This window comes from Solicola agrisoli, assembly GCF_049059935.1.
Classification (GTDB): domain Bacteria; phylum Actinomycetota; class Actinomycetes; order Propionibacteriales; family Nocardioidaceae; genus JAURVT01.
On the sequence record NZ_JBMGQR010000145.1, the window covers coordinates 1 to 2248 of the forward strand.

The 2248-nt window shown below is 70.5% G+C and carries 3 protein-coding genes; 2 read left to right on the forward strand and 1 reads right to left on the reverse strand.

Annotated features, from left to right (window positions below):
- Nucleotides 1-141 precede the first annotated feature (141 nt).
- Both ACI6PP_RS23110 and ACI6PP_RS23115 read left to right on the forward strand, forming a co-directional pair.
- Nucleotides 142-786: an amino acid ABC transporter permease gene (locus tag ACI6PP_RS23110; RefSeq protein WP_421114105.1), complete on the forward strand. Its 645-nt coding sequence runs from the start codon at nt 142-144 to the stop codon at nt 784-786.
- Nucleotides 786-1649 (forward strand): amino acid ABC transporter permease, encoded by an 864-nt coding sequence (locus tag ACI6PP_RS23115; protein ID WP_421114106.1) that lies wholly within the window; start codon nt 786-788, stop codon nt 1647-1649. Before ACI6PP_RS23110 ends, ACI6PP_RS23115 begins: the two co-directional genes overlap by 1 nt.
- Here ACI6PP_RS23115 and ACI6PP_RS23120 read toward each other — a convergent pair.
- Nucleotides 1646-2116 (reverse strand): hotdog fold domain-containing protein, encoded by a 471-nt coding sequence (locus ACI6PP_RS23120; protein ID WP_421114107.1) that lies wholly within the window; start codon nt 2114-2116, stop codon nt 1646-1648. The two genes, ACI6PP_RS23115 and ACI6PP_RS23120, sit on opposite strands and share 4 nt — an antisense overlap.
- Between the last annotated feature and the right edge of the window lie 132 nt (nt 2117-2248).

Below are 2248 nucleotides of genomic sequence, written 5' to 3' on the forward strand. Positions count from 1 at the left end.
GGGGTTGGGGGGGGGGGGGCCGCCCCCCCGGCGGGTTGGTCGCGCGGGGGCGGCCCGGCCGCGCCGTCGACCCCCCGGGGGGGGGGGGCGCCCGGCGGGCCCCCCCCCCCGACGCACGACCACCACTGACGAGGACGACAGATGACCTTCCTGGACGGGAACGTCGGGCTGATCCTGCAAGGGTTCTGGCTCACGCTCCAGCTGCTGGTGCTGGCCGGCATCTGCTCGTTCGTGCTCGGCACGATCCTCGCGGCCTTCCGCGTCAGCCCGGTCCCGCTGCTGCGCGGCGCGGCGGTGGTGTACGTCTCGATCTTCCGCAACACCCCGCTGCTGGTGGTGTTCATCTTCGTCTTCATCGCCGGCCCCCGACTCGGGATCAACTACCCGTTCCTGGTCAAGGGCGTCATCGCGATGTCGCTGTACACCTCGGCGTTCGTCGCCGAGGCGCTGCGCTCGGGCATCAACTCGGTGCCCGTCGGGCAGGCCGAGGCCGCGCGCTCGATCGGGCTCACGTTCGGCCAGAGCATGCGCGAGGTCGTCATGCCGCAGGCGCTGCGCGCCGTCATCCCCCCGATGGCCAGCGTGCTCATCGCGATGGCGAAGAACACCTCGGTCGCCGCCGCGTTCGGGCTCGCCGAGGCCACCGCCACGATGCGCGGCCTGACCAACAACAACGCCAACGAGCGAATCATGATCTTCCTGGTCTTCGCGCTCGGCTACATCGTCATCGTCGAGCTGATGTCGTTCTCGGCCAACCGCCTCGAGCGCCGCTGGAGGGTCGCCTGATGAGCCTCGTCCTGTTCGACCAGCCCGGCCCCAGGGCGCGCGCCCGCCAGCGCCTGTTCAACCTCCTCGCGCTCGTCCTGGTCGTGGGCCTGCTGGCCCTGATCGTCTGGCGCCTGTACGACCGCGGACAGCTGGAGTACCGGCTGTGGGAGCCGTTCGTCACCCCGGCCTACATCCAGGCGCTGCTCGTCGACGGGCTGCTCAAGACCCTGCAGGCTGCCGGGACGTCCATCGCGTTCGCCGTGGTCTTCGGTCTCGTGTTCGGCATCGGCAAGCTGTCGGACCACGCGTGGGTGCGGTGGCCGTGCTGGGCGGTGGTGGAGTTCTTCCGCGCCGTCCCCCTGCTGCTGCTCATCACGTTCATCTTCTTCGCGTTCGGCGTCGGCGACGGCTTCGGCCCCTACTGGTCGCTCGTCGTCGGACTCACCCTCTACAACGGCTCGGTGCTCGCCGAGATCTTCCGGGCCGGGATCCTGGCCGTCCCGACGGGTCAGGCCGAGGCGGCCTACGCGCTCGGCATGCGCAAGACGCAGGTGGTGACGCTGGTGCAGCTGCCGCAGGCGGTCAAGATCATGCTGCCGTCGCTGATCAGCCAGTGCGTCGTCGCGCTCAAGGACACCAGCCTCGGCGCGTACATCCTGGCCCCAGGCCTGACCTTCGTCGGACGCTCGATCTACACCGAGTTCCAGAACCAGGTCCCCACCGCCATCGTGCTGGCGGCGCTCTACATCGTCGTCAACCTCATCCTCACTGCCGTCGCCACCTGGGCGCAGAAGCGCTACGTCGGCGAGAAGACCCTCGCGGTGCCGATGGTCGGCGACGGCGCCAGCGGGCTCGCCCCTGCCAGCCACCGGGGCGTCTAGCCCCGGGACGGTTTCGGCGTGACCCAGAGCCGGATGGTGCCCTCGACGACGGTGGTGCCGTCGGCACGCGTGGCCCACACCCGCACCGGGACGTCGGGCGCGTCCGCCCAGGCCTCGGGCGTGGTCTCGGCGTGGCAGACCACCGCACTGTCGGACTTGGCCAGGTAGTCGACGTCCATGCCCTTGGGCAGCCAGCGCATGCCGTCGGGCACCGTGGCCTCGGCCAGCAGGCCCATGGCCGCCTCGAGCCCGTTGCACACGGCGATCGCGTGCACGGTGCCGATGTGGTTTTGCACGCCCCAGTGCTTGGCGACGCGCACCTCGGCGCGGTGCGGCTCCATCACCTGCACGTGCGGCAGCACCGACCCGAAGTACGGGGCCTTGAGCGCGAACGCCGCGGAGAACAGCCGCGAGCCGAGGACGGGGACGCTGCTGACCTTCTTGTACAGGTCGTAGGTGGCGGTCATGCCGTCATGCTACTCACGGGTAACCGTCGCTGTCTGCACCCGTCAGGCGGCGCTCGTCACCGTCTCGTCGGCGACGAAGCCGGACGAGTCGCCCTCGAGCACCCGGCTCGGCTCCCCCGCCACGCTGACCGG

What these genes read in the sequence shown, in the direction of transcription:
- ACI6PP_RS23110 (WP_421114105.1), top strand. Translation starts at nt 142, where the DNA reads ATGACCTTCCTGGACGGGAACGTCGGGCTGATCCTGCAAGGGTTCTGG.
- ACI6PP_RS23115 (WP_421114106.1), top strand. Translation starts at nt 786, where the DNA reads ATGAGCCTCGTCCTGTTCGACCAGCCCGGCCCCAGGGCGCGCGCCCGC.
- ACI6PP_RS23120 (WP_421114107.1), bottom strand. Translation starts at nt 2,116, where the DNA reads ATGACCGCCACCTACGACCTGTACAAGAAGGTCAGCAGCGTCCCCGTC.